This is a genomic window from Paenibacillus sp. MZ04-78.2, assembly GCF_024213375.1.
In the GTDB taxonomy this organism is placed as follows: domain Bacteria; phylum Bacillota; class Bacilli; order Paenibacillales; family NBRC-103111; genus Paenibacillus_G.
Genome location: NZ_JANAVJ010000020.1, coordinates 51,028 through 77,069 on the forward strand (window position 1 = coordinate 51,028; position 26,042 = coordinate 77,069).

A 26,042-nucleotide genomic window follows, 5' to 3' on the forward strand; every position below is an offset into this window, starting at 1 on the left:
TTAGTAGACCTTGATCTCGTTATAGAAAGTATCGCGCTCGACGGCAATGCGGCCGGCTCCTTGAATGAGCCAAACCAGTTCGTCCCGTGTCATGCCTTCCGGCGAGGTCGCTCCGGCGGCATGGCTGATGCGCTCCTGGATAATCGTACCGTGGGCGTCCGAAGCGCCGAACGTCAGGGCGATCTGCGTAAGCTGCGTACCGAGATTGATGAAATAAGCTTTGATATGCTGAATGTTGTCCAGCATCAGACGGCTGATCGCAATCGTCTTCAAATTGTCGAAGGCCGATACCCGGCGCTTGATGCTGGCATTGACGCTGGCCGGCTGAACCGAGTTCGGAATAAAGACCATGAAGCCGCCGGTTTCGTCCTGCAGCTCACGCAGGTACATCAGATGCCGGATCCGTTCTTCGAACGTCTCGATGGCGCCGAACAGCATGGTGGCGTGCGTTTTCATGCCAAGCAGATGCGCGGTGCGATGCACTTCCAGCCACGCTTCGGTGGAGGCTTTGTCGACCAGGTGCATTTTTTTTCGGTAACGCTCGGACAAAATCTCCGCGCCCCCGCCCGGCATCGTGCCGAGTCCGGCATCTATCAGCGTTTGCAGCACTTCTTTATAGCTTAACCCGCTGAGTCGTGAAAAAAACTCAATCTCTGCCGCCGTGTGCGCCTTGATGGTTACATTCGGGTAGCGCTGCTTCAGTCCCTTAATACAGTCGACATAATATTGGAACGGCACGTTCGGATTATGGCCGCCCGTAATGTGGAACTCCCGCATGTTCGGGTGGTAGTGCTTGTCGATGTAATCGAACATTTCCTCGGCCGTCAGCGTGTACGCGCCGTCCTCGCCTTCGTCGCGGCGGAAATGGCAGAACGCGCAGTGCTCTTCGCACACATTGGTAAAGTACAGGCTCATGTTGTCGACGAAATACACTTTTTTGCCGTTCTTTTTCAGGTTCACTTGGTTTGCTAATTGTCCAATGGTTAATAAATCGTCCGTTTCGTACAGAAAAACGCCGTCTTCCAGGGTCAAACGCTCTCCGTGCTCCACTTTTTCGGCGATTTCGGCCATGCGCCTTTCCTGGCTGTTGATGATCATACTCATGGTTTAGCCACCTCCGTAAATGGGTCAGGCGCCCCTGGTTTCCGCTAACGGGACGCTCTGTCGATGAAGTTGTACAATGATACAGGGACGCTCTTTCACAGTCTGCTGTGGATGAACCGGCGAAAGCTGTGAAAGCTTGCACATGGTCAGCCCAGCCAAGAACACACAGGTAGGCGAAGCTTGGACGTATTCTATGAAATACGAAGCTTCGCTTGAGCGCTTGGTCAAACCGACAATGCGTTTCTCCCGAATGACATGTGTGATAAACAATACTCCTTATTATAAACCTACTGCCGGAGAGGGGCAATACATGAATCGTTAAAACTATATTCTTGTTGTAGAATCTAACAAGATAGGGTTTAGTTCCTATTTTCATGAAGCCGACAAAACGGACAGCCGCAAATGAGGCAGCCCTTGAGGACCGAGGCCGGAAGGAGTATACTTCTATATAGAAGTACATTTTTGAGCAGGTAAGGGAGGCATGGCGGTATGATTAAAATCAGCGAAACGGCTTGCGATAAAATTAAAGAAATGCTCGCGGCGGAGGAAGCAACTCCGAATCTGTTCTTGCGCGTAGGCGTCAAGGAAGGCGGCTGCAGCGGCTTTTCCTACGGGATGGGCTTTGACGACAACGAGCAGGAAGGCGACAAAGTCATGGACATCCACGGACTGAAGGTCGTCGTGGACGAGGAGAGCGCCAAATATTTGTACGGCGTGGAGATCGATTTCCAAGACACCGGCATCGGCGGCGGGTTCAGTATTCAGAACCCGAACGCAGTAGCCACATGCGGCTGCGGCTCCAGCTTCCGCACGAAGCCGGAAGAAGAAAAGCTGGCACAGCCTTGCGAGGATTGAGGCGCGGCTGGTCCGCGCGAAATGAACGATAACAGCCCGAATTTTTTTATTTATGGTTTGCGAACTCCGTACCTCCTGACGTTATTCTTCGGAATACAACGTTGGGAGGTTTTTATTTTGAAGCTTAAAAACATGTATGTAGTACATACAAAAAGTGTGCCGCTCGGAGCTGGTGGTGGCCGGGCGCTGGTCCGCCGGTGATTACCTTCGGTGGCACACGCGATTTGAAGCCAGGTAGTTAGGACAACTTCTTCAGAAATTCCCTTCAAAATTTTGTTGGAAAATCCGATATATATAGGGATAACTGATATAAAAGGAAATCAAAAACTGGCTGAGGCCATTCAGAAATCGATTGCGAACTCTGCTAATAAGACGGATGCTTCTACTAAAAAGGAAGAGCCTACAGTAGAATCAAAGCTAGCTGAGATTGACAGGTTTATAACCGTGAATGTTTGGAACGAAGGATTCGTAAACATCGGTTCGTACAAAAGTAGGGGTACTAGCAGCACAGGCAAGGAGTTAGACATAGATTTCACAATTGACCGACTTGGTAAAGCGATGGAGAAGAAAGCGGAATATGATGCTTGTATAAAGGGGTTGGATGCGAAGTATGATAATGTGAAGCAAGTATGGTCTAAACTATCGAGTGAAATCGATAACTTGTACAAACAGCTTAAGGAAAATAAGCCCCAAGCCAATGACAAGAGTTATAAGTTTAATACGGGATTATTCGAGCAGTATAGTAAAGCTTTTGCAGATGATATAGATGCGTTGAAGAAGAAATAAGCCCGCCGCCAGTTCTTTGGATGATCAGGCTGTCCGGGACTAGGCTGATTCTTATCGATAATTCGGTACCAGGCAAAAGGTACCATAATTTGGATTCTTCATTTAATTCCTATTTTTCGCCAATAATTGGCAGGCTAGGCTCCATAGACTCCCCCCAACTGTATAACAACATATGCTATAACGCATGTCAAAAATTAAGACGGCAGCTTGTCGGTGTAGAGGTTAACTCCCTTATTCCGAGTGGCTGCCGTCTTTTGGTACTACGCTAAAAAGTTCGTTTGGAGTGATGTTAAAATAAGCGCATAATTTGGCTATAAGTTCCGCAGGGATTCGTTTATTTTCCATATCGACATTATTAATCAAGTCATTAATTGTTGATCGGCGATATTTTATTTCGGTTGAGAGTTTAAGCGCCGAAATATTTTTCTTCTTTATAATTTCGCCAAGATGACAGTGTAGTCTCACATCGTTAATATCCATATTAATAAGCTCCTATTCAATCTTCCACTTGCAATAAATATAACAAAAAGACAAAAAGCAATCTATTGACCGTTTAACGATCAATTGTTATAGTAATAATGTGACCGTTTAACGTTCATGATACCAGTATTCTTTTTTTGCAGCTTCAATTGCCGAACGAATGCAATTAAAAAAACAATAAGGAGTGGCAGAACATGTTGAAGAGGGTAACTCTTGTTCTCGAAGCAGGCGAAAATGATTTTGAACTGACAGATGCATACTTGACGCCGGACGAATCGCATGCATTTTTTATTTTAAACCATATTGTCCATTATACCATGGCTTCCCGGACGCAAAATCATCGAATTTACGTGGAGTGTGGCGCCAGATTAAATTTAGGCAAGACGCATAAAGGGGAAATCGCTATTTTCGATCTGCACGAAAAGCTCTATGCCATGACTGCTTACGAACTTTTGAATTTCCATGTGCTCTATGATGCAGATAAATTGAGCCTTATTCGTTGAAGATGGGCCCTCTTGGAAAAATAAATCAACAGCTCCTCGAACCGGATCGGCGCTTCATTGCTCAAATAACCATTTTGTAGTAATATCAGAACAGGTGTTTGTTATCGGGGGGCGTGGAAGACGCAGCGCTTCGTTCGATTTGGAGAGGAGGACGAATATGCCGGTAATCAGATCCGAATTGTACATAGAAGCGCCGATTGAAACCTGCTTCGATCTGGCGCGAAGCATCGACGTTCATGCCCAATCAACTTCGCAAACGAAGGAAAGAGCGATCGGCGGAGTCATGAGCGGGTTGATTGAGCTAGGGCAGACGGTGACGTGGGAGGCCGTCCATTTTGGCATCAAGCAGCGGTTGACCGCGAAAATAACGGAGTTTGAGTTGCCTTTTTATTTTGTGGACGAGATGGTCCGGGGCGCATTCAAGCGGTTTCGGCATACGCATGAGTTCTGCGCCGTCGATTCGGGAACGTTGATGATCGACGAATTTGATTATACTTCTCCATTAGGGCCTCTTGGCAAGCTGGCGGACCAGATGTTTCTCGAAGCGTACATGAGAGATTTTTTGCTGAAACGAAATCTCTACATTAAACAGCTGGCGGAGAAGCAAGCCGGATGAATGCCGACCCATGCAAAAAGCGGACGATCCCATACAAGTAGTCCGCTTTTTTGTCGTGGTTGATGTTCGGCTCACTGTTTGGCGTAGGCATGCAGATGCTCGATATATTCATGCACTAGCGCTTGCAGGGCTTCCGCCTTTTGCTCAAGGCCGTCGCCTTCGCCGAAGGCCTGCCGAATCGCTTCAACGTAGGCCTGGCCCTGTTTCTTTCCCGGCGCGTATGCGCGGCCGTAGTCGTCAAGGTAGCTCGGCAAAAAGTAACATTCCAATACATTCATCGCCAGCTGGTAGTCCTCTTGCGGATTCGAATCCGACCAAGCCTTCAGCTTGTCATACAAGGCGCTTAGCGTAATAAGGCCGAGCCGATACGTTCTTCGCGCGAATTCAAACGCCTGCGGGTCGATATCCCCGCGCTCGAACTGCTTGAAGTTTTTCTCGTCCAGCAAATACAAAGCCCCGCCCCATTCGGAAGCAAATTTCAGCCAAAAGTCGGCGTCCTCCCGTCGGATCGCAATCGTTTGAAGCGCTTCGAATACGATATCCGGGTTGTCGGTAAGCTTGGCTTTGGCCACCGTTTTCGGCGAGTCTCCTTCAAAATTCAGCACATTGGCATTCACGTGACTGCTCCTATCTAAGCATGGGTTTATTCCGCGGGTCCCTGCCGTAGTTGGCAGCGAACGTGCGAACAGATACTTCATTGTATCATATCCGCATCCGCCGGTTAAATCCTAAACGCCAATGGCTGGGGTCGAACCGACAGCTTGACCTTGCTTGGCTTATGCTTCTGCAGCAGCGTCCACATAAGATGCCGCCCGATCGGGTTAGCGCTGTGAATAATAATTTCTTTTGCATACAGGTTCTTCTTGACCATATATTTGACCAGATCGTAGCCGCTGGCTTTGCCGAGACCCAGATCATGATCGAGCGACAGGATGTTAACCGGTCTGGACGACATCAAATCGATACACTGCTCAACCGATCTCGCCAGCGTAAAACCTTTCGGGCACGGACGCAAGTCATCCAAATACACGTTCATCATATGCCATCGCCTCTCTTTAACTTCCAGCATACGCACCGCACGTTTAGATTGCTTGGACTGCGGCACAGCCACGGCGCGCCGTTTATTCGGCGAACGCCAAAAATGCCACTTCTTGGTCGAAGTAGCGTCCGCACGCAGCATAGCAGTTATCGTTCCAGCACAACTTGAAGGCCTTTGATCACGTTCCAGAGCATTACGACGAAACACTGCATAGTTTCAACCGACGGAGGGACGATTAAACAACAAATGACAAGATTATTCCTAAATTACTCTATTATAGTTGAAATGGAGTAAAATGGTCTTTCCCGATCATATTTTTTTATCACGAAAACGGTACGCTGCTTGTGTATAACTTTGTCCACATTATACACCCCGCCAATGACGTATATTCGACACTTATTAACATAATACTCACAAGATATGCACAATTCTATGTGGATAATGGAACGGTTGTTCTAATTTTGGGCGCATGTTAATATAATTTTACATTACCAGAATAAGGTGAGTTGTTCCCATGAAACTGATCAGTAATGAGATTTTAGTGGACTCCTATTTCAAAGCCGTCGATTTGAAACTCGAAGAAGATTTTGTCGGATTGTTGTTAGACGAGATCAAGAGGAGACAAATCAACTTAGACTTCTACAAAGAAGGTGAAGCCCAGGTCAGCTGACCGGGCTTTTTTTCTTTTATATAGAAAGTGATTCTCCTGTTGAAAGTCAAAAAGATCGCTTTTGTTGGTAACAGAGCGATCTTTTCGGCTAAAGAAAATATAGATGAAAGTATATTTACAATTTCATGTTGCTGCTGTGGCCCGGGGACAGCTTGGCTGTCGGATCGATGTACACCTTCGCGTTGTTGATGGCGGTCGGCGCTTCGCCGAACCCGACGGCGATAAGCTTCAGCTTGCCGGGGTATGTCGTAATGTCACCTGCTGCGAAAATGCCGGGCACGTTCGTTTCCATCCGCGAGTCGACGATAATGGATCCGTTGTCGATGTTCAGTCCCCATTCGGCGATTGGACCGAGGGAGGAGACGAAGCCGAAGTTGACAATTACGGCATCGACATCAATGACGCGCTCTTCGCCCGTTTTGCAATGGGCAAGTACGACTTGCTCGATTTGGTCGCGGCCTTCGAGCCTCTTGATTTCCGTCGGAGTGATGACTTCCACCTTGGACTTTATCAGATTCTCGACGCTGTGCTCATGTGCACGGAATTTGTCGCGGCGGTGAATCAGCGTTACTTTCTCCGCGATCGGCTCCAGCATCAGAGCCCAGTCTACCGCAGAATCGCCTCCGCCGCTGATCAGTACCTTTTGGCCTGCGAAACGGTGAAGGTCACTGACGAAGTAGTGCAGGTTTTTCTTCTCGTATTGCGCGGCTTCCGGGAGCTCGAGCTTTCTCGGTTCGAACGCGCCGACGCCACCGGTAATGATGACCGCTTTAGATTGATGGACGCCTTTGTCTGTCGTCACTTCGAATAGACGCTCATCTTTTTTCTCCACTTTCAATACCTTTTCTTCCAGGCAGATGGAGAGCGGGAAATGCTTCATTTGCGCTTCCAAATTATTAACAAGCTCTTGCGCCGTTACCTTCGGAAAGCCGGCTACGTCATAGATGTATTTCTCCGGATAAAGCGCTGCGAGCTGACCGCCCAGTTGTGGCATGCTTTCAATCAATTTAACGGAAGCTTGGCGCATTCCTCCGTAAAACGCCGCAAACATCCCTGCCGGGCCGCCGCCTACGATAATAATGTCAACGATTTCGCTGCTCATGGTGGGTCAAACACCTCCGAAACATAGTAAGGTCCTTTCTAATTATAATCATAAGGTCACGGCATTGAAAATATAAATTAGACTTTTCAATGAGTGATATAATTAATTAGCCTGATAAAGTTTTTATATGGCAAAAGGCAGCAGCCGAAGGAATCGAGTGGATACCTTAGTTAATCTGGCGATTTTCCTGGGTTTTTAATCAAAATAAAACTTGCTATTTGCTTCGCACCATTATATTATTGCATTTGAATTGGTCAAAACTGTTGGTATAAATACACATCATTTGCTTATATTTTTAAACGCCGGAGGGAACCCTGTGGGAAGAAAACCATTTTTCGGCGTCGCTTGTGTAATTTTTCACAAACAGTTTTCAAACTCATATACTATATAGAAAAATATGTGATGGAAGGGATAGAACCATGAGTCGAATTCCAAGAATAGTCATTTTAGGCGCAGGATACGGTGGGATCGTAACGGCTATTCGGTTGCAAAAAGAGCTGAATTATAATGAAGCTGACGTCACGCTTGTAAACAAACACGACTATCATTATATTACGACCCATCTGCATATGCCTGCCGCAGGAACGGATAACCCCGAAAATGCACGCGTGAACATTCTGAAGCTGATCGATGAATTCAAGATCGATTTCGTGAAATCGACCGTCGTGCAAATTCGGCCGCAAGAGAAAAAAGTCATTCTGGAAGAGGGAACGCTGTCTTACGATTACTTGGTCATTGGCTTGGGCGGCGAACCGGAAACGTTCGGCATTCCGGGGCTGAAAGAATATGCGATGAATATTCGCTCGATCAACAGCGTTCGCTTCATCCGCGAGCACGTGGAGTACCAATTCGCGAAGTTCAAGCGTGAGCCTTCCCGTACGGACTATCTGACCTTCGTTGTCGGCGGCGCCGGCTTCACTGGAATCGAGTTTGTCGGTGAATTGGCCGACCGGATTCCGGACCTGTGCAAAGAATTCGACGTGGACCCATCCCTCGTAAAAATATATAACATCGAAGCGGCTCCGACGGCGCTTCCAGGCTTCGACCCCGAGCTCGTCGAGTACGCGATGAACGTATTGAAAAACAAAGGCGTCACATTCAAAATCGCGACCGCGATCAAAGAGTGTACCCCGGACGGCGTCGTGCTTGCAACCGGTGAAGAGATCAAATCCGCTACCGTCATCTGGACAGGCGGCATTCGCGGCAATCATATGCTGGAGGAAGCCGGCTTCGAGACGATGCGCGGCCGCATCAAGGTCGATGATACGCTGCATGCTCCAGGGCATGACAACGTGTACGTGCTCGGCGACTGTTCGATCGTGATGAGCCCGGAAGGCCGTCCTTATCCGCCAACGGCGCAAATCTCGATGCAGCAAGCCGATGTGTGCGCGCACAATCTGGTAGCGCAAATCCGCGGCTCCGAGTTGAAAAAGTTCGAGTATAAGCCGAAAGGCACCGTAGCCTCTCTCGGACGCGGCGAAGCGATCGGAATCGTCGGCTCCAAGAAGATCAAGGGCGGTACCGCGGCCGTGATGAAAAAGCTCATCGACCTGCGCTATTTGTACATCATCGGCGGCATTCCGCTCGTGCTGAAGAAAGGCCGCTTTTAGACTATGCGCAACTGCAGCATTCAGGTTCGGGGGCTGCTTACTCGGGAGGAGCTTGACCGATACAACGCTCTTCTCGATGTAGGTCATTACCTCGAATCGCAGAACCGTTACGACCTGTCGTATATCGTGCAGAAAGAAATCGACATCCTCATTCTTCCGGCTATCGAGCGGCTGAAGGAAAAATCGCGGCAGCGCGATCGGGACACGGAAGAGTACTTGCGGCGTAAAGAACAGGGACTCTTGGATGAAGACGACGAATAAACGAGCAAACCCTTGCAGCTTTCGTTTCGGCGAATGCGAGCAAGGGTTTTTTGGACGGGTTGGCCCGTTATAGCTTCAGCATCGAAGCCATTTTCTCTTGATTCAGCAAGTTGCCGACATAGAAATCGCCGAACTCCCCGAAGCGGGCGCTCGTTTCGTCAAAGCGCATTTCATGAACGATTCTCTTGAATTGCAGCGCATCGTCCGCGAACAGCGTAACGCCCCATTCCCAATCGTCCAGACCGACGGAGCCGCCGATGATTTGCTTCACTTTGCCGGCATAATTGCGGCCGATCATTCCATGTCCGCGCATAAAGTTGCGGCGGTCTTCGGCCGGTAGCATATACCAGTTGTCGTTGCCCTCGCGCTTCTTGTTCATCGGGTAGAAGCAGATGTGTCCCGCTTTCGGCAGGGTCGGTTTCAGGCGCGCCACGACATCCGGGTCCTGCATCGGATCGGTTCCCGGCTTGGCCATATAAGCTCCGAGCTCGACCACGGAGACATAAGAGTACGTTGGAATCGTCACTTGCGCAAACATGGATTTGTTAAATTCGGTTTCCAACTCGTTCAATTCTTCCAGCGTCTCACGCAGATGCATGAAGACGAAATCGGCTTTTTGCCCGACAATGGAATAAAAGGCAGTGCTGCCTTGTTTTTGGTCCTCGGTGCTCTGATATTTGCCGAGCAGGGTATGCAGTTCGTCCTCGGCGCGCGCTCTTTCTTGAGCGGTCAAGCTTTTCCAGACGTTCCAATCGATTGCGCGGAAATCATGCAAGCTATACCAGCCATCCAACGGATGTACGACTTCACTCATTAACGGTCACTCCCTTATTCCTTCAAAATGGGCACTGCTGCCAGTTGCTTGTTTTATTGTAGCGAAATCGGCCGCAAAGGGCAAATGCGGCTCCGTGACGAAAGAGCGAACTTTTTGTGAACGCTTCACATAAAAATGCTATTACAATTCGGAGTCTGTAAGCCGATGTACCTGTTAAAGGAGGCGTCCGTCATGACAAACCGTTTAACGCTAGGCATTTTGATGGGGACGCTCATCAGCATCCCGTTTTGGATCGCGGCGATTGGCTGGTACCGTTTTATCTGTTCTCTTTTTTAGCTCGCGCCTGTGAGTTTTTTCATATTTCGTTCACAACGGCTCACTTTACCGCGCCTTTGTTTTTTTATACAATATAGGCATATGGAAAGGAGCTGTCCGTTTTGCTGCAATTGATCATCGTAACCGTGCTGTTGTTCGTGCTGTTTTTCGGGCTCGGTTTTATTCTAAACATGCTTATGAAAACGACTTGGTTCCCTATTTACGGATACATAGCGCTCTTGATCGGCTTGGTCATTTATTGGGGCTGGGGCACCGGCTCGCTCGCTTCGAACCTGGCCGAATATTCCTTCGCCGATTACGTCCCAGCCGTCGGCGGCCTGATCGGCGCCATCCTTAGCGGCTCTACGATCAAATCCCTTCGTGAAAAAGGGTTTAAAATGTTTTAATTTCTCGGTTTTTTCGGTTATTTGTTTTTGGGTTTTGCTTTTTATTACTCTTTTCTAGCAGGCTCTGCCGTTTGGCAGAGCTTATGTTTTTTTGGGGGCAGCGCAACCCCCCAAGCCTGCGCCCCTCAAAAAAATTACCTCTCCAAACCCCAAAAAGCCTGCTTTTTCCTTCTACCCTCATTGTCGATTTGTGTGATAAAATGGAGAGTAAACACTTGAATCACGGATGGAGTTTTGACCGAATGCGGATAACGAATTTGCTGCATTTTTCCGAATATCACCGTTTCTATGTCGTGCGGGATTTCGCTTTAAGCAGCTTGGATTACAAGATGATGGCCGCGGTGTATCAGCCGATGATCGGCGCTTACGCCGTCAGCGTATATATGACGCTGTTTCAGCAGCTGCCTGCGGACAAAGTCGGGCATTCGGCGATGGAGCAGCAGCGCAAGCTGTTTCTGGCGCTGGAGCTGGAAGCGAGCGAGAACGGACGGAAGCTGCTCATCGAGCAGACTTCAAGGCTGGAAGCGGTGGGACTGCTCAAAACGTCGCGCCGGTTTGCGGCCGCTTCGGATGATTACGTGTACGAGTACACGCTGTTTGCGCCCCTGCCGCCGACGGAATTTTTCCGGAATCAGCATTTGACGCTGCTGCTGCGGGATAAGGTCGGCAAATATGCGGTGTTTGCGCTGCGAGACGAGCTGGTGCTGCCGGAAGCGCAGGAAATGGCCGACGCCAATACCGAAAATTTGTCCGTGCCGTTCTACGAGCTGTTCCGTCTGAATACGCAGGTGATCGATCACGAGCTGGAGAAGGCGTTCTTCGAATCGGCGGCGTCCAAGCCTGCCGAAGCGAAGCCGGAGGTCATGTACAAGGGCTACCAATATGCGGAGATCATTATGCACTTCCCGCGGGAGTCGGTAAACCGGGACTTCGTGGAGCGGCTCAAATACGAGCCGGAGCAGTTGGCGACGATCAATTTTGTAGCGAAAAAGTACAACCTGTTCCTGACCGACGTATGCCGGCTTTTGGACGAAGACGGCGTGTTTGACGAAGACGGCCGGATCGTGCTTGAGCTGCTGCAGCACAAAGCCAATCAAGTGTTCCGGCAGGATAAAAAGCGGACCGAAGAGCGGACGCGGCATATGGCGAGGATTGCGGATAAAGCCGGCGAGACGGACCGCGCAAGCAATAGCCCGGCACCGGCGGGAGACAAAATCGTCGAGATGGAATATTACCTCGAAGTGCCCGATTTGTTTCAAGGAGAATGCAACCAGCATCAATACAACTACATTTTGCGCAATGAGCCGTATACGTTTTTGCTGGAGAAGATTTTCAGTCAAGGCTCCATACCGGACGGGCTGCTCGATACGCTGGCCAAGGTCGATTTGAACTACGGCCTGCGCGAGGAAGTCATGAACGTGCTGATTCATTACATGTATGTCAATAAGCGTTCCTGGTCGAGAGCGTCCATCGAATTCAGCGTCACGGACATGCTGGCCAAGCAGGTCGGTACGTTCGAAGAAGCGGTGCAGTACATCCGCGAGCAAATGAAGTATCAGGAGCAGCAGCGGACGCGCCGCAGCGCAGGCGCAAGCAGCGCAGGCGCAAGCAGCGCGAATGCTCCGGCCCGGGGAGGCCGGGGGCGGCAGAAGCCGGTCATTCCGATCGTCAAGGATACACCGTCAGCGAAAACGCTGTCTGCGGCCGAGCGGGAAGCGCTCCGTAAAATGGCGCAGCAGCTCGACGGCAAGCTGTAATAGAGACATAATCATACCAGAGAAGTGTCAGCGAGGCCCGGCTAGCAATCAATGGGGAGGTGCAGCGGATGGAGTCGCTTGGGGAACTTTTACGGGGCGGTCAGGGACGTCAGTTGTTGCAGCAGGCGGAAAATAAGGTGCGGGAAGTTGCCTCCGATCCGCTGATCGTCAAGCTGAGAGCCAAACACCCGGAGCTCGACAGCCAGACGATCAAGCTGAATTTGAACAAGCTGCACCAATATATTACGGAATATAATAACTGCAACAATTGCCCGGGGCTGGACCGTTGTCCGAACGATATGGAAGGTCATTATACGGTGCTGAATGTTGAGCCCGGAGACGATTGGACCCGGGTGTACGATCAGAAGGTGACATGCAAGAAATTTATCGCCAGAGCGACGCAGGATGCGGTCCGCAGCCGGATTCGGAGCTTCTATGTGGACGAGCGGGCGCTGTCCCAAGGGTACTCGTCGCTCGAAATTTTCGATAAAGACCCGGACCGGGAAGAAGCGATCGGCCGGATTATGCAATACATCGTAACGATTCGTCAGCAGGGTCTACAGCCAACGGGCCTCTATTTAGCCGGTAACTTCGGAACGGGCAAAACGTTTTTGATGTGCTATTTGCTCTATGAGCTGGCAAAAGAAGGCTACAGCGGGGCGATCGTGTACATGCCGGATTTTGCCGAGGATCTGAAAACGATGTTCCAAGATCCGCTTAAGCTGAAGGAAACGATCGACATCCTGAAAGAGACGGATCTGCTCGTCTTCGACGATATCGGGGCGGAGAATTTGAATCCTTGGCTTCGCGACCATGTGATGGGAGCGATTCTGAATTACCGGATGAACCGCAAACCGACGTTCTTCACGTCTAATCACGATTTGGACGCGCTGGAGAAGCATTTCAGCTTTACCAGCAAGGACGGGGACGAGGAGTTCAAAGGACGGCGCATCATGGACCGGATTCGACCATTCGTCGACATGGTCATGGTGAACGGGTATAACAAGCGAGGAGCGCGGCCCTGAATCCTAAAACGCACAAAAAAGCCTCTGCCGCCCTCCGGAAATGGAGGATCAAGCAGAGGCTTTTCGCAACGGCCGGGCCATCATTACTTCATCATAAGCGAAGCCGCTGTCGCGATGATACCGATCACGAACAGGATGGCGAAAAACACGCCGAAGCCCGTGGCAACGTCGATAAAATCGTTCCGTTTTTCTTCATACACGTGCAGTTCGGGATTTCTTGTCGAGTCGTTCATACAAGGTTCCTCCTTCGGGTTGTGCCGGGCAAAGCCGCCTGACGGCACAGCTTAGGCAGCGTAGCGATACTCATATACGGTTAGTATACCCAAAGTCGCATTCTATTGTAAAGGATGTAAAGTGACAATTGTGCAAACATTGGCTCGGTTGAAAAAGGCTCTCGATGTGGTATACTTTACATGTTGACATTATTTCCGCAAAAGGAGAAATTGAATCATGGCTATCGTTAATGTGTCTGACCAATCTTTCTCGACTGAAGTAGAAGGATCCGGTACGGTTCTTGTAGATTTTTGGGCTCCTTGGTGTGGACCTTGCAAAATGATCGCTCCCGTGTTGGAGGAGCTGGATACAGAAATCGGCGAAAGTGTGAAAATCGCGAAAGTGAACGTGGACGACAATCCGGAGTCCGCTTCCCGTTTCGGCGTAATGAGCATTCCGACGCTGATCGTGTTCAAAGACGGCCAGCCGGTCGATAAAATCGTCGGCTTCCAGTCCAAAGATGCGCTGAAAAACGTATTGAGCCGCCACCAATAATTTGGCAGCCTGCGGATTGCGTGAGAAAAAGCTCTTTTTCTGCTATGCTGGAAAAAGAGCTTTTTGCCGTTGGGAAAGGGGAGGAATTCGTTGACCGAATATGCAGGGGAACCGGATCGACAGGACCGGAAAAAAATACGGGAAGCAATCAAAAACAAGCTGTCGCTCGTCCCGGAGCAGCCCGGCTGCTACCTGATGAAGAACCGGGAAGGCACGATCATCTATGTCGGCAAAGCCAAGGTGCTGCGCAACCGGCTGCGGTCTTATTTTACCGGGAGCCATACGATCAAGACGCAGCTGCTTGTAAACGATATCGTCGATTTCGAGTACATCGTGACGGCCAATAACATGGAAGCGCTCATTCTGGAGTGCAATCTGATCAAAACATATTATCCGCGATACAACGTTCTGCTGAAGGACGACAAGTCGTTTCCATACATCAAAATTACGAACGAAAAGCATCCCCGGCTGGAAGTGACGCGCCGGGTGCAGAAGGATAAGGCCAAATATTTTGGTCCTTATCCGAACCCGTACGCCGCAGGGGCGACGAAGAAGCTGCTGGACCGGCTGTATCCGCTCCGCAAATGCAAGACGCTCCCGGACCGCGTATGCTTGTACTATCATCTTGGACAGTGCATTGCGCCCTGTGAATACGAGGTCGAGCAGGAGACGTACGACAAGATGGTGCACGAAATCAGCCGGTTTCTCAGCGGCGGACATAACGAGATCGAGCAGGAGCTTACCCGCAAAATGCACGAAGCGGCGGAGGAGCTCAACTTCGAACGGGCGAAGGAGCTGCGGGACCAGATTCAGCATATCGATACGGTCATGGAAAAGCAGAAGATTACGACGACGGATAGCGTGGATCGCGACGTCTTCGGCTTCGCCGTGGACAAGGGCTGGATGTGCGTGCAGATTCTTTATATGCGCCAAGGCAAGCTGATCGAGCGCCATGCGTCGTCTTTTCCATACTACGGCGAAGCGTATGACGATTTCCTGACGTTCGTGACGCAATATTACAGTGAGAACCCGGCGCTGCCGAAGGAAGTGTTCCTCCCGGCATGGACGGAAGGGCAGCCGCTCGCGTCAGGCTCGGAAGCAGCCGCCGCCGTCGAGGCGCCAACGATGGAGGCGCACGTGGAAATGGTGGCCGAAGCTGGGACAGCGTATTCCGCGGGTGCCGATCCGGAGTCGGCGGATGATCCAGCGGAAGCGGACGACCCCGCCGGATCGGGGTCCAAGGCCGATGTGAAGGAAGCGCTGGAAAGCTGGCTCAAGGTCAAAGTGCATATTCCGCGGCGCGGGCTCAAGAAAAATATGGTCGACATGGCATGTGACAACGCCCGCGTATCGCTGGAAGAAAAATTCCGTCTAATCGAGCGCGATGCGGACCGGACGGTTAAAGCGGTCGAAAATCTGGGACAATGGCTCGGCCTGGGCACCGTCCGCCGGATCGAAGCGTTCGACAACTCGAACATTCAAGGGTCGGACCCTGTATCTGCAATGGTCGTATTTACGAACGGCAAGCCGGACCGCAAAGAGTACCGGAAGTACAAAATCCGTACCGTACAAGGTCCGGACGATTACGAAACGATGCGGGAAGTGGTGCGCCGCCGGTACGAGCGGGTGCTCAAGGAAGGACTGCAAATGCCCGACCTGATCGTTATCGACGGCGGGCGGGGCCATATGTCTGCAGCGATCGACGTATTGGAGAACGAGCTCGGGCTTTACATCCCCGTCTGCGGACTGGTCAAAGACGCGAAGCATAAAACCGCCCAGCTGCTAATCGGCGATCCGGCCGAAGTGGTTCCGGTGCCGCGCGACAGCCAGGAGTTTTATTTGCTCCAGCGCATTCAAGACGAAGTGCACCGCTTCGCGATCACCTTCCACCGGGAAACCCGCGCCAAGTCGATGACGGTCTCGCAGCTTGACGCGATTCCCGGCATTGGGGAGAAGCGGCGCAAGGCGCTGCTGAAGCATTTTGGCTCGCTAAAGAAAATAAAAGAGGCCGAAGTCGCAGACTTCAAGCCTCTGGGGATCGGTGAGAAGCTGGCGGGCCAAATTTTATCGGCGTTAAACGGCCGGAATCCGGATTCGCCTCCGGAAGCGGAGGAGCTCCAGGAAGAGATACGGCAGGCGGACGCCGATTAAACCGGCTGTGGAGCCATGCAATGATCCATCCGACCGCTGCGGGAACAAGGAGATAGAGCGCTCCGAGAGCAACCTGCAGCGGCTCTCCCGTATACATAAGCGATAGCCCCATCAGGATGCTGTCCATAGCGGCGTGGGCGAACATCGCGGTCAGAAAGCCGTACCGCAGGAACGCCCATCCGAAGACAAGGCCGAGCACCGTCACCTCGATCAGCCGCGTATACACCGGATAGATCGGGTACTGCGTATGGCTCATGGCCCAGATGATGCTGGGCAGGAGCACGGCCAGCACCCGGCTGCGGGTCAGTTTAAGCACCAGCGCAATGCCGAGCAGCCGGTAGACGGCTTCCTCCGATATCGCCGCAGCCCAAGCCATTAACGGGAATAAGCCCGGTACGCGCATATTGTAAATGGAATCCGTCGGCTCGCTGACTGCCCATACGTCGAATGCTTCCGAGGCGATGAAGAGCATCACTTGCTGCACGCCGAGGATGAACATGCAGATCAAGTAGCCGCGTACCATAGCCGTTCGCGTCTCGCTTCCGAACTGCGGATCGCGCCATACCGGCCACACGTTCCAGCCGCGGTTCAGCCAAAGCTGCCGCCCGGCCAGGAAGGAAATGTAAGTCGAGACGGCCATCAGCGTAATGAAAATATTCATAATCAGCAAATAGATAGCGGCCTCCAGTTCCGAGGGGCCGCTTCCGTGCATGGTCCGGAAGGCCGGCAGCATATTGAAGTTGTTCGTCAGATAGATCGCTAAAAACAGCATCGTCAGCACCGCGCCGCGCCCGAAGCGGACCTGCTTCCGATAATAGATGATAACAATCAGCGCGGCAAACGTCATCATCAGAGATGCCGCCATACTGATTCTGGTCATCAGGGCGGACCGCTCATCTTGGGCTTGCTGCCAGGAGATAAAGCTGTCCGGAGCCGGAAACACCGGTTTAAAGGACACTGCCTGCCCGCCGGACACGGCGAGCCACAGCTCCAGCTTCGCCTCGCCAATTTGTTCCGTTTTGCTCACATAGACGAGAGCCCCGTTGCGGTCCCTGCCTTGTTCACCAGATCGTGTGAACTGCTCCGGCGCGTAGCCCATCTCCCGGATGGCTTGCTCCGCCAATCGGGCGGGATCGGCTTCGGACGAGCTGACCGCATCGCTTTTTGCAACCGGAGATTTGCTGCGCTCCCAACTGAAGATTTGCAGCGTTTTGTAGTTTACGGCGACATAATAAGTTGTTCCGTTCCGCTTGTCGTTGATCTCCACCTCGTAATATTCAAGCGGATATTGGTCGCCGTAGCGCTTCGCGTATTCGTTGTACAGGTGTTCTTTTTGCAGATAGCCGCTAATGGCCGTGTACGCTTGATACAGCACGTTCGTTTGCGACTCCGGGGACAGCTTGAACCTGCTGCGCACAAAGTCTGTCGCTGCCGTGGCCGCTTGCTGCTTGGATACTTCCGGGGTGTTCGGCGGGGCTTGGTCCACCCGCTCCGCGTCCCGAAAAAAAGGAGAAACGATGATGACGCCAAAGTACAGCAACAGTCCGACGACGGCAAGCAACGGCAGGGGAGTTGCGGAATAAAATCGTTTTAGCATAAGAGCTCCTTATCGGATTCGGATTAATAACATTATATTCTTTTAAATTAGCATACATGCTCCGGGAAAATCCATCGATATTGCGAGCATGTCAAGGTAAAAACGCGAAAAGCGAAGCCACATAGGTGTAAGAACGCTTACATCTGACTTTAGGTTCTAATTCTCGTGCCATTTCATCCAAAAACAGCTTTGTACTTCCGGGCAAACGGGATTATAATTCAATTCATATCAATTGAATAACAAGCCGAATTTCTTTTCGAAAACGGGGGAACCATGATTTTAGGGGTGAATTCCGCAAGTCCTTCTTGGGGCTTGTAGATAGGGTGCCTGTAAGCCCGAATCCGTCAGCTAACCTCGTAGGCTTTTTTTGCAGGAACCTTTACACACGACACTAGGGTTTCCAGTGTCTTTTTTGTTGCCTGAAACCTGTTAACAGAGGTGTATGATGAAATCTATCGCCAAAAAAATCGAGCTGAAGCCGCCGCAAATTTTAGTGATGGGCTTCGCGGCGATCATTCTGCTCGGGGCTACTCTGCTCTCCTTACCGATCTCCTCGGAAAGCGGACAACCTACGCCCTTTCTGGACGCGTTGTTCACGGCCACGTCCGCCACTTGCGTAACCGGATTGGTCGTGGTGGACACGGGAAGCCATTACTCCATGTTCGGACAAATTGTCATTATTTCCTTGATCCAGGTCGGGGGCCTCGGCTTTATGACCATGGCGACGCTGTTTGCTTTCGTGCTTCGAAAGCGGATATCGCTGAAGGAGCGGCTCATCTTGCAGGAAGCGATGAACCAAGGGAGCATGGAAGGGATCGTCCGCCTGATCCGGCGCGTCATCGTCTATTCGCTTACGATCGAATTCGTTGCGGCCGTTATTTTCTCCATTCGCTGGTCATTCGATTTGGGGATAGCCAAAGGCATTTATTTTGGCATATTCCATGCAATCTCATTCTTTAATAACGCCGGTTTCGACTTATTCGGCTCCGTCGTTGCTCCATTCACCAGTCTGACGACGTACGCGGACGATTGGATCGTGAACATCGTTTCGATGAGCTTGATCATATTAGGCGGCATAGGCTTCGTCGTCATGTCCGACATCGTCGACTACAAGAAGCATAAGCGGTTGTCCTTGCATTCCAAGGTCGTGCTGTCCGCCACCGGGATTCTGATCGTGGTTGGGGCGGTCGTCATCTTTATTTTCGAGTTTACGAATCAGAAGACGCTGGGCTCGCTGAACTGGTCCGGCAAAATTCTGGCTTCGTTCTTTCAATCCGTTTCGCCGCGGACGGCCGGTGCGAACTCGGTCGATATTGGGGCGATGCGCCAGGCGTCGCAATTTTTTATCATTATCCTGATGTTTATCGGGGCGTCTCCGGGATCGACGGGCGGAGGGATTAAGACGACGACGTTCACAACGCTGATCGGAGCGATGATTGCGATGATCCGCGGGAAGGAAGATATCGTCTTGTTCCATTACCGGCTCGGCAAGGATCGCATTCTTAAAGCGATTACGCTTACGATGATCGCTTTGTTTCTGGTCATTTTCGTCACGATGCTGCTCACCATGACGGAAAACCAGTCGTTTCTGAGGCTGCTGTTCGAGGTGACTTCCGCCTTCGGCACGGTCGGATTAACGATGGGCGTCACGCCGGAGCTTTCTTATTTTGGCAAAATTATGATTTCTCTCACCATGTTTACCGGCCGTCTCGGACCGCTTACACTCGCTTATGCGCTTGGACCGAAAGCGGAAAAAGAGTTGTACCGATACCCGGAAGGAAAAATTACGATCGGATAGGGGAAGCTAGCGAATGAAACGTAGTCAGTATGCAGTCATCGGCCTCGGCCGCTTCGGTTCCAGTCTTGCAAAGGAACTGATCAAGCTCGGTTATGAGGTGCTGGGGATCGACAAGGATGAAGAAGCGGTGGAGGAGATGAGCGACGAGCTGACGCACGTCGTGGTGGCGGACGCTACTGACGAGGATGTGATCCGCTCGCTCGGCATCCGGAATTTTGATTGCGTCGTCGTTTCCATCGGCAATGATATTCAAGCGAGTATTTTAACGGCGATTTTGTTAAAAGATAGCGGTGTGGGCATGGTGGTGGCCAAGGCGCTGTCCGAGCTGCACGGCAAAGTGCTGCAAAAGATCGGGGTGGACCGCGTCATTTATCCCGAGCGGGATATGGGCATCCGGGTGGCGCACCAGCTGGTATCGCCCAATCTGCTCGACTACATCGAGCTCTCTGACGATTATACGATTGTGGAGCTTTCGGTGCCGCGCAGCTTGAACGGCCGTTCGTTGAAGGAGATTGATCCGAGAGCGCGGTACGGCTGCAGCGTCGTGGCGATTAATAAGAAGAGCGGCGTCATCATCGCTCCGACAGCCGAAGATATGGTGGAAGAGCGCGATGTTATGGTCGTCATTGGAACGAACGAGCAGATCGAGACGTTTGAGAACGATATCCGGTAACAAAGGGCGATCGACCGCAGTAGGGCCGAGTCTTCAGGAGGCGAAGAGGCACAAATGGAAAATAGTGTTATGATCGAACACGTACTCTTTCTTATTATATTTATCCTCCTCATCGGTATGATTTTCGGAAAAGTAGCGAGCTGGCTGAAACTGCCGGATGTCGCTCTTTTTTTGATCGCGGGCGTCGTCGTAGGCCAAGGGCTGCATCTGGTGAATGAGCCGAGCAGCTCGTTTATGAACCAGTTTATTTTGACGGCCGGATCGGCGCTTATTCTGTTTGACGGCGGACGGAATATAAGGTTGTCGGGGCTTCGCAAAGTATGGATCACCGTATCGCTGCTCAGTGTACCGGGGGTTCTGATCACCTGCGCCGTCGTTGCTGTTGCCGCGCACTGGCTGCTCGGCATCCCGATGATGTACGCGGTGCTGCTCGGCGCGATCATCTCTTCGACCGACCCGGCGACGCTCATCCCCGTTTTCAAGCAGGTGCGCATTCGTCCGAAGGTGCGGGAAACGGTCGAAAGCGAGTCCGCCTTCAACGACGCGACCGGCTCAATCCTGACCTTCTCGGTGCTCGGCGCGATCACAGGCGGACAGGCATTATCGGTTGGCGCTGGCGTGATCGGGTTTGTGCAAACGGCCGTGGGCGGTGTTGTCGTCGGCTTGCTCGTTGGACTCGTATTGGTCTATGTCACGGCTCACTTCAAGCTCGGCTGGCTGCGGGATTATGCGACCATCGCCTTGATCGTCACGGCGCTCGGCGCGTATTGGCTCGGCGACGTGCTGCACGTCAGCGGCTTTATGGCGACCTTCGTGGCCGGTCTCATCTGGGGCAATCACGATTTGTTCAAGTTGAAGTTGGACGACAAGCTGCACGAAATGGCCCATTTTACCGAAAATATGACGGTGGTTATGCGGATGCTCATCTTTATTATGCTGGGCAGCCAAGTGAATTTCCGGGTCATTCTCGATCATCTATGGCCGAGTCTTGCCGTCATCGCCGTATTTATGCTGGTCGCCCGCCCGTTGACGGTGCTGGCCTGCGCGCTTCCGGACCGCAAGGCCGGATGGAAACGCAACGAGATTGTATTCATGTTCTGGGTGCGCGAAACGGGAGTAATCCCGGCGGCATTATCGGGCATGGTTGTCGGGATGGGCGTGAAGTATGGGGACGTGATCGCATCGGTCACGTTTCTGGCCGTCCTGCTGACCATTCTGCTGCAGGCCGGAACGACAGCGTATGTCGCCCGAAGGCTCGGATTGGAGGAGAAGGCGGGCGGAGAGACGTGACGCTTCGTCTCCCCGGCTTTTTATAACGTATATTCGTCCGACGTATGGTAATGCCGGACCGCTTGATCGATGAAGCGGCGGATGGACGGTTCAAGAACGGCTTCCTCCGTGAACAACAGCGAGGTCGTTCTTTTCGTTTGTTCCAGCTCGGGGATGAAGCGCACGGTCAGCTCGTTGTCTTCGATCAGATTGCGGCGCAAATACGATTCGGGCAAGAGCGTTGCCGTTTTGCAGGTGGATACGAGCCGGGTAATCGCTTCGAACGAGTCGATCTCCATTTTGACGTCGGGGTGTACCCCGCAGCGGTGAAACATCTCGTCCATCAAGACGCGGTACCATGTGCCCCGCGAAAACAAGATCATCGGCAGCTCATGCAAATCTTGAATATTAAGCTCCTCCTTGTCTGCGAACGGATGCCCTTCGGGCAGTACAAGACAGAGCGGATCGTCGAATAAAGGCACGCAGACGATGGACGGATCTTCAATCATGGAGGCGACGAGACCGATGTCCACGCGTTTCTCTTTGATGAGCGGCACGATCTCGTGCGTTTTGCCGGTAACGGCCTTGATGTCCGTATTCGGGTATTCGCGCGTATAAATCGTAATCAGGTCGGGCAGCGTCGACTGGAGCGTCGTCAGGCTTGCTCCGATAACGATGCTCGCGGGTTTGACGTTTGTTTTGAACGCCCGCAGCTTCTCGTGCAGCCGGCGCTCCAGCCGCTTTTGCTCCAGGGCGAACTCGTAGCATACCTCGCCGGCACGGGTCAACTCCAGCCGTTTGCCTTTACGAACGAAGAGCTGAATGCCGAGATCCTCCTCCAGCCGCATTATTTTACGAGACAGCGCGGGCTGGGAGACGTTGAGCAGTTGCGAGGCTTTGTTCAAGCTCTGCTGCTCGACGACGGTGGCAAATACGTCGATAAGCTCCATAGCGGGTATCCCTCCTTTTCATATGTTAATAAGTTATAAGCATATATAAAAAATAAGCACTTCCATTATAAGCGATTCAGGAGTAGTATGGAATGTGTCACTTCTTGTTCACATTTTTTGCCGCAAACGGTATAAAAGCTTGTCGGAACATGGAAAATAGGCATAGCGTTTTTTGTTGACGCTCTCAGTACGCGGGAGTACAATGGTAAATGGTTTTGACGAAGCGGTGACAAGCCTTAATTTGAGGGGGGAACGAGTTTCAATGTTTAAAAATTCTTACTTTTCACGGAAGCTGCATTCATTGCTTGGTGTCATTCCGGTCGGCTTCTTCCTGATCGAGCACCTGCTGACGAACTACAAGGCGTTCAGCGGCGGACATGCGGCTTTTTTGGATCAGGTGTTCTGGCTGCATGATCTGCCGCTCATGTACTTGCTGGAAATTTTCGGCATCTGGATTCCGCTCGCTTATCACGCGATCTACGGCTTGTACGTTGCTTATACGGCGCGCAACAACGTATCCAACTACGGCTACTTCCGCAACCAGATGTTTTTCCTGCAGCGTGTAACGGGCGTTATTACGTTCTTGTTCGTGGCGTTCCACTTCTTCCAAACTCGCCTGCAGATCTCATTCGGCAACGTGGAGCAAGCGGCGATTGGCGTGCACATGCATGGGATCGCTACCAACACCATTTACTTCATTTTGTACTGTATTGGCATCGTTGCGGCCGTGTTCCACTTCAGCAACGGCATGTGGTCTTTCCTCGTCAGCTGGGGGATTACCGTGGGGCCGCGCGCGCAGCGAGTTTCGACTTATGTATGGATGGGCGTGTTCGTGGTGATGACCATCATGTTTATTTTGTCCTTGACGGCATTTATGAATCCGGATTTCAGTCAGCTGCCGAAAATGGCGAAAGGTTAAGGGGGAGGGACGATCATGGCGAATTCAAAAATCATCGTAGTCGGTGGAGGCTTGGCCGGTTTGATGGCCACCATCAAAGCGGCAGAGGCCGGAGTTCACGTCGACCTGTTCTCCTTGGTGCCGGTTAAACGTTCTCACTCCGTGTGCGCGCAGGGCGGCATCAATGGAGCGGTGAATACGAAAGGGGAAGGCGACTCCCCGTGGGAACACTTTGACGATACGGTATACGGCGGAGACTTCCTCGCCAACCAGCCGCCGGTTAAAGCGATGTGCGAAGCGGCGCCGGGCATCATCCACTTGATGGACCGGATGGGCGTGATGTTCAATCGTACGCCGGAAGGACTGCTCGATTTCCGCCGTTTCGGGGGAACGAAGCATCACCGTACGGCGTTTGCCGGAGCGACGACAGGCCAACAGCTGCTGTATGCGCTTGACGAGCAGGTACGCCGCTGGGAAACCGCCGGTCTGGTGAAAAAATACGAGCATTGGGAGTTCATGGGCGCGGTGCTGGACGACGACGGCGTATGCCGCGGCATTGCCGGACAAGACCTGCGCAGCATGGAAGTCAATACGTTCAAGGCCGATGCGGTTATTTTGGCGACAGGCGGCCCGGGGATTATCTTCGGTAAAACGACGAACTCGGTTATCAATACGGGTACGGCAGCCAGCGCGGTGTATCAGCAAGGCGTTTATTACGCGAACGGCGAGTTCATTCAGATTCACCCGACGGCGATTCCGGGCGACGACAAGCTGCGTCTCATGTCCGAATCCGCGCGGGGCGAAGGCGGACGTGTATGGACCTATAAAGACGGCAAGCCGTGGTACTTCCTTGAAGAAAAATATCCGGCTTACGGAAACCTGGTACCGCGCGATATCGCGACGCGGGAAATTTTCTCTGTCTGCGTCGATATGAAGCTCGGCGTGAACGGCGAGAACATGGTGTATCTCGACCTGTCGCACAAAGATCCGAAAGAGCTTGACGTCAAGCTCGGCGGGATCATTGAAATCTATGAGAAATTCATGGGCGACGATCCGCGCAAAATTCCAATGAAGATTTTCCCTGCCGTGCACTACTCGATGGGCGGCATGTGGGTTGACTATAACCAAATGACGAATATTCCGGGGCTGTTCGCCTGTGGCGAGTGCGAGTACCAGTATCATGGCGCCAACCGTCTGGGTGCGAACTCGCTGCTTTCCGCGATCTACGGCGGCATGATCACCGGTCCGAAGGCTATTGAATATATCAAAGGCTTGGATAAGCATGCCGAAGACGTTTCGTCGACGGTTTACGATCGTTCTCAAAAACAGCACACGGACCAATACGAAAGCATCTTGAACATGAACGGCACCGAGAATGCTTACGTGCTGCACAAAGAGCTGGGTGAGTGGATGACGAACAACATGACGGTTGTTCGCTACAACAAGCAGCTCCAACAAACGCTCGACAAAATCAACGAGCTGAAGCAGCGATACAAAAACATCAATATCAACGACTCAGCCCGTTTCAACAACCCGGGTGTAGCATTTACCCGCCAGCTGTGGAACATGCTTGAGCTGTCCCACGCGATGACGCTCGGCGCTTTGCTTCGCGACGAAAGCCGCGGCGCGCACTACAAGCCGGAGTTCCCGGAACGTAACGACGAGAAGTTCCTGAAAACGACGAAGGCCAAATGGACTCCGGACGGTCCGCGAATCGATTGGGAAGAAGTCGACGTATCCCTGATTGAGCCGAGAAAGCGTGACTACACGACCGAAAAGAAGAAGGGAGGTCATTAATCATGGCCGAAGCAACTGCAGCAGCGAATAAAAAGGTCAAGTTCATCGTAACGCGTCAGGATTCGGCAGAAAGCAATCCGTACACGGAAGAGTTCGAAGTTCCTTACCGTCCGAATATGAACGTGATCAGCGCGTTGATGGAGATTCAGCGGAATCCGATGAACGCGAGCGGCAATAAGACGACACCGGTCTGCTGGGAATCGAACTGTCTGGAAGAAGTCTGCGGCGCTTGCTCGATGGTCATTAATGGCAAGCCGCGGCAAGCTTGCTCCGCGCTCGTCGACAAGCTGGAGCAGCCGATTCGCATCGCGCCAATGTCGACATTCCCGGTTGTCCGCGACCTGGTCATTAACCGCGAGCGCATGTTTGCCGCTCTGAAGAAGGTTAAAGCATGGATTCCGATCGATGGTACGTATGATCTCGGTCCGGGACCACGGATGGCCGAATCCAAGCGCCAATGGGCCTATGAGCTGTCCAAATGCATGACCTGCGGCGTGTGTCTTGAGTCCTGTCCGAACGTGAACGACAAAACGACGTTTATCGGTCCGGCGGCCGTCTCGCAAGTGCGCTTGTTTAACGCGCATCCGACGGGCGAGATGAACTCTCACGAGCGTCTGGAAGCTTTGATGGAAGACGGCGGCATCGAAGGCTGCGGCAACTCGCAGAACTGCGTGCGTTCCTGCCCGAAAGGCATCCCGCTCACCACATCCATCGCGGCGATGAACCTCGATACGACGAAGCATTTATTCAAGAAATGGCTAAGCGTGTAATCATATTAATCGTAAAATTCTCCCTTGCTGTAATCGCAGGGGAGAATTTTTTTGTTTGAGAATAGG

Annotated in this window: 26 protein-coding genes, 1 pseudogene and 1 riboswitch; of the genes and pseudogenes, 18 read left to right on the top strand and 9 right to left on the bottom strand. The window is 51.9% G+C overall.

What is annotated here, in order from left to right:
* Window positions 1-1,104 carry an aminofutalosine synthase MqnE gene (mqnE, locus tag NLX71_RS15615; RefSeq protein ID WP_254364690.1) on the bottom strand — a complete coding sequence of 368 codons (1,104 nt, stop codon included), beginning with the start codon at window positions 1,102-1,104 and terminating at the stop codon, window positions 1-3.
* 489 nt (window positions 1,105-1,593) lie between these two features.
* Here mqnE and NLX71_RS15620 point away from each other — a divergent pair, with 489 nt between their 5' ends.
* Both NLX71_RS15620 and NLX71_RS15625 read left to right on the top strand, forming a co-directional pair.
* Window positions 1,594-1,959 carry a HesB/IscA family protein gene (locus NLX71_RS15620; protein WP_254364692.1) on the top strand — a complete coding sequence of 122 codons (366 nt, stop codon included), beginning with the start codon at window positions 1,594-1,596 and terminating at the stop codon, window positions 1,957-1,959.
* Between the two features lie 273 nt (window positions 1,960-2,232).
* Window positions 2,233-2,745, top strand: a complete 513-nt coding sequence (locus NLX71_RS15625) for a hypothetical protein (protein ID WP_254364694.1) — start codon at window positions 2,233-2,235, stop codon at window positions 2,743-2,745.
* Between the two features lie 231 nt (window positions 2,746-2,976).
* Here the strand turns inward: NLX71_RS15625 and NLX71_RS15630 are convergent, their stop codons facing one another.
* Complete coding sequence (locus tag NLX71_RS15630) at window positions 2,977-3,225, bottom strand: helix-turn-helix domain-containing protein (protein WP_254364695.1); 249 nt, start codon at window positions 3,223-3,225, stop codon at window positions 2,977-2,979.
* 194 nt (window positions 3,226-3,419) lie between these two features.
* Between NLX71_RS15630 and NLX71_RS15635 the strand changes: the two genes are divergently transcribed.
* Both NLX71_RS15635 and NLX71_RS15640 read left to right on the top strand, forming a co-directional pair.
* Entirely contained in the window at window positions 3,420-3,728 is a 309-nt protein-coding gene (locus NLX71_RS15635) for a hypothetical protein (RefSeq protein WP_254364697.1), read from the top strand.
* 157 nt (window positions 3,729-3,885) lie between these two features.
* Window positions 3,886-4,344 (top strand): SRPBCC family protein, encoded by a 459-nt coding sequence (locus NLX71_RS15640; protein WP_254364698.1) that lies wholly within the window; start codon window positions 3,886-3,888, stop codon window positions 4,342-4,344.
* 71 nt (window positions 4,345-4,415) lie between these two features.
* On the opposite strand, the gene NLX71_RS15645 is transcribed toward NLX71_RS15640, so the two are convergent.
* Together NLX71_RS15645 and NLX71_RS15650 are read right to left on the bottom strand one after the other, a co-directional pair.
* Window positions 4,416-4,961 carry a hypothetical protein gene (locus tag NLX71_RS15645; RefSeq protein WP_254364700.1) on the bottom strand — a complete coding sequence of 182 codons (546 nt, stop codon included), beginning with the start codon at window positions 4,959-4,961 and terminating at the stop codon, window positions 4,416-4,418.
* 104 nt (window positions 4,962-5,065) lie between these two features.
* On the bottom strand, window positions 5,066-5,524 hold the full coding sequence (locus NLX71_RS15650) for a cyclic-phosphate processing receiver domain-containing protein (RefSeq protein WP_254364701.1): 459 nt from the start codon (window positions 5,522-5,524) through the stop codon (window positions 5,066-5,068).
* A gap of 373 nt (window positions 5,525-5,897) precedes the next feature.
* On the opposite strand from NLX71_RS15650, the gene sda reads away from it, so the two are divergent.
* On the top strand, window positions 5,898-6,053 hold the full coding sequence (sda, locus tag NLX71_RS15655) for a sporulation histidine kinase inhibitor Sda (protein ID WP_254364705.1): 156 nt from the start codon (window positions 5,898-5,900) through the stop codon (window positions 6,051-6,053).
* A 115-nt stretch (window positions 6,054-6,168) separates the two neighbouring features.
* Here the strand turns inward: sda and NLX71_RS15660 are convergent, their stop codons facing one another.
* Window positions 6,169-7,155, bottom strand: a complete 987-nt coding sequence (locus tag NLX71_RS15660; protein ID WP_254364707.1) for an NAD(P)/FAD-dependent oxidoreductase — start codon at window positions 7,153-7,155, stop codon at window positions 6,169-6,171.
* A gap of 419 nt (window positions 7,156-7,574) precedes the next feature.
* On the opposite strand from NLX71_RS15660, the gene NLX71_RS15665 reads away from it, so the two are divergent.
* Window positions 7,575-8,765, top strand: coding sequence for an NAD(P)/FAD-dependent oxidoreductase (locus tag NLX71_RS15665; RefSeq protein WP_254364709.1), 1,191 nt, complete (start codon window positions 7,575-7,577; stop codon window positions 8,763-8,765).
* 3 nt (window positions 8,766-8,768) lie between these two features.
* Entirely contained in the window at window positions 8,769-9,026 is a 258-nt protein-coding gene (locus NLX71_RS15670; protein WP_254364710.1) for a hypothetical protein, read from the top strand.
* 67 nt (window positions 9,027-9,093) lie between these two features.
* On the opposite strand, the gene hemQ is transcribed toward NLX71_RS15670, so the two are convergent.
* Window positions 9,094-9,840, bottom strand: a complete 747-nt coding sequence (gene hemQ, locus NLX71_RS15675) for a hydrogen peroxide-dependent heme synthase (RefSeq protein WP_254364712.1) — start codon at window positions 9,838-9,840, stop codon at window positions 9,094-9,096.
* Window positions 9,841-10,238: 398 nt separating this feature from the next.
* Here hemQ and NLX71_RS15680 point away from each other — a divergent pair, with 398 nt between their 5' ends.
* The 3 genes from NLX71_RS15680 (at window position 10,239) to dnaI (ending at window position 13,305) form a co-directional block, all read left to right on the top strand.
* Window positions 10,239-10,523 carry a YuiB family protein gene (locus NLX71_RS15680; RefSeq protein WP_174551183.1) on the top strand — a complete coding sequence of 95 codons (285 nt, stop codon included), beginning with the start codon at window positions 10,239-10,241 and terminating at the stop codon, window positions 10,521-10,523.
* 242 nt (window positions 10,524-10,765) lie between these two features.
* Window positions 10,766-12,280, top strand: a complete 1,515-nt coding sequence (locus NLX71_RS15685; RefSeq protein ID WP_254364713.1) for a replication initiation and membrane attachment family protein — start codon at window positions 10,766-10,768, stop codon at window positions 12,278-12,280.
* Window positions 12,281-12,348: 68 nt separating this feature from the next.
* A complete protein-coding gene (gene dnaI / locus NLX71_RS15690) occupies window positions 12,349-13,305 on the top strand; it encodes a primosomal protein DnaI (RefSeq protein ID WP_254364714.1) in 957 nt (318 codons plus the stop codon).
* An 83-nt stretch (window positions 13,306-13,388) separates the two neighbouring features.
* Here dnaI and NLX71_RS15695 read toward each other — a convergent pair whose 3' ends face one another.
* Entirely contained in the window at window positions 13,389-13,538 is a 150-nt protein-coding gene (locus NLX71_RS15695) for a YqzM family protein (protein ID WP_254364716.1), read from the bottom strand.
* A 217-nt stretch (window positions 13,539-13,755) separates the two neighbouring features.
* Between NLX71_RS15695 and trxA the strand changes: the two genes are divergently transcribed.
* Window positions 13,756-14,073, top strand: a complete 318-nt coding sequence (gene trxA / locus NLX71_RS15700) for a thioredoxin (protein WP_010493653.1) — start codon at window positions 13,756-13,758, stop codon at window positions 14,071-14,073.
* 90 nt (window positions 14,074-14,163) lie between these two features.
* Complete coding sequence (uvrC, locus tag NLX71_RS15705; RefSeq protein ID WP_302058262.1) at window positions 14,164-16,224, top strand: excinuclease ABC subunit UvrC; 2,061 nt, start codon at window positions 14,164-14,166, stop codon at window positions 16,222-16,224.
* A 130-nt stretch (window positions 16,225-16,354) separates the two neighbouring features.
* On the opposite strand, the pseudogene NLX71_RS26840 reads toward uvrC, so the two are convergent.
* Window positions 16,355-17,821, bottom strand: a pseudogene (locus NLX71_RS26840) (CPBP family intramembrane glutamic endopeptidase); the annotation flags it as partial.
* 232 nt (window positions 17,822-18,053) lie between these two features.
* Window positions 18,054-18,199: riboswitch (cyclic di-AMP (ydaO/yuaA leader) on the top strand.
* A 67-nt stretch (window positions 18,200-18,266) separates the two neighbouring features.
* On the opposite strand from NLX71_RS26840, the gene NLX71_RS15715 reads away from it, so the two are divergent.
* From NLX71_RS15715 to NLX71_RS15725, 3 genes are read left to right on the top strand one after another with little or no spacing between them, the layout of a single operon-like run.
* The gene (locus NLX71_RS15715) at window positions 18,267-19,619 is read left to right on the top strand and encodes a TrkH family potassium uptake protein (RefSeq protein WP_254364747.1); all 1,353 of its coding nucleotides are present in this window, start codon (window positions 18,267-18,269) and stop codon (window positions 19,617-19,619) included.
* A 13-nt stretch (window positions 19,620-19,632) separates the two neighbouring features.
* Complete coding sequence (locus tag NLX71_RS15720) at window positions 19,633-20,292, top strand: potassium channel family protein (protein WP_254364717.1); 660 nt, start codon at window positions 19,633-19,635, stop codon at window positions 20,290-20,292.
* A gap of 54 nt (window positions 20,293-20,346) precedes the next feature.
* The gene (locus NLX71_RS15725) at window positions 20,347-21,582 is read left to right on the top strand and encodes a cation:proton antiporter (protein WP_254364718.1); all 1,236 of its coding nucleotides are present in this window, start codon (window positions 20,347-20,349) and stop codon (window positions 21,580-21,582) included.
* Window positions 21,583-21,602: 20 nt separating this feature from the next.
* On the opposite strand, the gene NLX71_RS15730 is transcribed toward NLX71_RS15725, so the two are convergent.
* Window positions 21,603-22,511, bottom strand: coding sequence for a LysR family transcriptional regulator (locus tag NLX71_RS15730; RefSeq protein WP_254364719.1), 909 nt, complete (start codon window positions 22,509-22,511; stop codon window positions 21,603-21,605).
* A gap of 262 nt (window positions 22,512-22,773) precedes the next feature.
* On the opposite strand from NLX71_RS15730, the gene NLX71_RS15735 reads away from it, so the two are divergent.
* The 3 genes from NLX71_RS15735 to sdhB are packed head-to-tail and all read left to right on the top strand — an operon-like array spanning window position 22,774 to window position 25,976.
* Window positions 22,774-23,430, top strand: coding sequence for a succinate dehydrogenase cytochrome b558 subunit (locus tag NLX71_RS15735; RefSeq protein ID WP_254364721.1), 657 nt, complete (start codon window positions 22,774-22,776; stop codon window positions 23,428-23,430).
* Window positions 23,431-23,445: 15 nt separating this feature from the next.
* Window positions 23,446-25,206, top strand: coding sequence for a succinate dehydrogenase flavoprotein subunit (gene sdhA, locus NLX71_RS15740; protein WP_254364722.1), 1,761 nt, complete (start codon window positions 23,446-23,448; stop codon window positions 25,204-25,206).
* Between the two features lie 2 nt (window positions 25,207-25,208).
* Window positions 25,209-25,976 carry a succinate dehydrogenase iron-sulfur subunit gene (sdhB, locus tag NLX71_RS15745; protein WP_254364724.1) on the top strand — a complete coding sequence of 256 codons (768 nt, stop codon included), beginning with the start codon at window positions 25,209-25,211 and terminating at the stop codon, window positions 25,974-25,976.
* Window positions 25,977-26,042: the final 66 nt, after the last annotated feature.

What these genes read in the sequence shown, in the direction of transcription:
- mqnE (WP_254364690.1), bottom strand. Translation starts at nt 1,104, where the DNA reads ATGAGTATGATCATCAACAGCCAGGAAAGGCGCATGGCCGAAATCGCC.
- NLX71_RS15620 (WP_254364692.1), top strand. Translation starts at nt 1,594, where the DNA reads ATGATTAAAATCAGCGAAACGGCTTGCGATAAAATTAAAGAAATGCTC.
- NLX71_RS15630 (WP_254364695.1), bottom strand. Translation starts at nt 3,225, where the DNA reads ATGGATATTAACGATGTGAGACTACACTGTCATCTTGGCGAAATTATA.
- NLX71_RS15635 (WP_254364697.1), top strand. Translation starts at nt 3,420, where the DNA reads ATGTTGAAGAGGGTAACTCTTGTTCTCGAAGCAGGCGAAAATGATTTT.
- NLX71_RS15640 (WP_254364698.1), top strand. Translation starts at nt 3,886, where the DNA reads ATGCCGGTAATCAGATCCGAATTGTACATAGAAGCGCCGATTGAAACC.
- NLX71_RS15650 (WP_254364701.1), bottom strand. Translation starts at nt 5,524, where the DNA reads ATGCTGCGTGCGGACGCTACTTCGACCAAGAAGTGGCATTTTTGGCGT.
- sda (WP_254364705.1), top strand. Translation starts at nt 5,898, where the DNA reads ATGAAACTGATCAGTAATGAGATTTTAGTGGACTCCTATTTCAAAGCC.
- NLX71_RS15660 (WP_254364707.1), bottom strand. Translation starts at nt 7,155, where the DNA reads ATGAGCAGCGAAATCGTTGACATTATTATCGTAGGCGGCGGCCCGGCA.
- NLX71_RS15665 (WP_254364709.1), top strand. Translation starts at nt 7,575, where the DNA reads ATGAGTCGAATTCCAAGAATAGTCATTTTAGGCGCAGGATACGGTGGG.
- NLX71_RS15670 (WP_254364710.1), top strand. Translation starts at nt 8,769, where the DNA reads ATGCGCAACTGCAGCATTCAGGTTCGGGGGCTGCTTACTCGGGAGGAG.
- hemQ (WP_254364712.1), bottom strand. Translation starts at nt 9,840, where the DNA reads ATGAGTGAAGTCGTACATCCGTTGGATGGCTGGTATAGCTTGCATGAT.
- NLX71_RS15685 (WP_254364713.1), top strand. Translation starts at nt 10,766, where the DNA reads ATGCGGATAACGAATTTGCTGCATTTTTCCGAATATCACCGTTTCTAT.
- dnaI (WP_254364714.1), top strand. Translation starts at nt 12,349, where the DNA reads ATGGAGTCGCTTGGGGAACTTTTACGGGGCGGTCAGGGACGTCAGTTG.
- NLX71_RS15695 (WP_254364716.1), bottom strand. Translation starts at nt 13,538, where the DNA reads ATGAACGACTCGACAAGAAATCCCGAACTGCACGTGTATGAAGAAAAA.
- trxA (WP_010493653.1), top strand. Translation starts at nt 13,756, where the DNA reads ATGGCTATCGTTAATGTGTCTGACCAATCTTTCTCGACTGAAGTAGAA.
- NLX71_RS15715 (WP_254364747.1), top strand. Translation starts at nt 18,267, where the DNA reads ATGAAATCTATCGCCAAAAAAATCGAGCTGAAGCCGCCGCAAATTTTA.
- NLX71_RS15720 (WP_254364717.1), top strand. Translation starts at nt 19,633, where the DNA reads ATGAAACGTAGTCAGTATGCAGTCATCGGCCTCGGCCGCTTCGGTTCC.
- NLX71_RS15725 (WP_254364718.1), top strand. Translation starts at nt 20,347, where the DNA reads ATGGAAAATAGTGTTATGATCGAACACGTACTCTTTCTTATTATATTT.
- NLX71_RS15730 (WP_254364719.1), bottom strand. Translation starts at nt 22,511, where the DNA reads ATGGAGCTTATCGACGTATTTGCCACCGTCGTCGAGCAGCAGAGCTTG.
- NLX71_RS15735 (WP_254364721.1), top strand. Translation starts at nt 22,774, where the DNA reads ATGTTTAAAAATTCTTACTTTTCACGGAAGCTGCATTCATTGCTTGGT.
- sdhA (WP_254364722.1), top strand. Translation starts at nt 23,446, where the DNA reads ATGGCGAATTCAAAAATCATCGTAGTCGGTGGAGGCTTGGCCGGTTTG.
- sdhB (WP_254364724.1), top strand. Translation starts at nt 25,209, where the DNA reads ATGGCCGAAGCAACTGCAGCAGCGAATAAAAAGGTCAAGTTCATCGTA.